Here is a 486-nt window from a genome sequence, read left to right as displayed (position 1 = left end):
GTAGTGGAACTCGCGGTCGATGGCAACGACGACGACTTCGGGGTCGTCGTGTGCGCCGACGAGTTCGAGACCCGCGTCTCTGAGTTGGTCGTGTAATCCCGATTCGCCGATACAGAAAGTCCGCGCACCGGGATGGTTGTCGGCGAGATACGCCGTCGTCGTCGTCCCGGAGGTGACGATTTCGTCGGCGGTCGCATCGACACCGGCCCCCCGGAGTCGCGCTTCGTACAGTGGCGGGGCTTTCGTCGGGTTGTTCGAGACGAACAGGCGGTCCAGTCCGGCGGCCTCGATAGCCGAAAGCCCGTCGAGCGCGCCGGGAATCGCTTCGTCACCACGAACTACTGTTCCGTCCACGTCGAGGACGACACCTCGGAACTCCATCGTTCTCGGTAGGGAGTCGTTCCTGTTGAACGTTCGCCCGCGAGAACAACTGTGTTTATTCGCCCGCGAGAATTATTATGTTCATTCATACCATATACCACAGTA

1 protein-coding gene is annotated in these 486 nt (G+C 60.3%); it reads right to left on the bottom strand.

What is annotated here, in order from left to right:
- The coding region (locus DVK06_RS17390) for an HAD-IIA family hydrolase (protein WP_369333410.1) at window positions 1-381 on the bottom strand (381 nt) is incomplete at its 3' end.
- Window positions 382-486 lie beyond the last annotated feature (105 nt).

Origin of the sequence: Halorubrum sp. Atlit-28R, assembly GCF_003665955.1 — an archaeon.
Lineage (GTDB): Archaea > Halobacteriota > Halobacteria > Halobacteriales > Haloferacaceae > Halorubrum > Halorubrum tropicale.
This window is presented reverse-complemented; position numbering and strand designations above follow the sequence as displayed.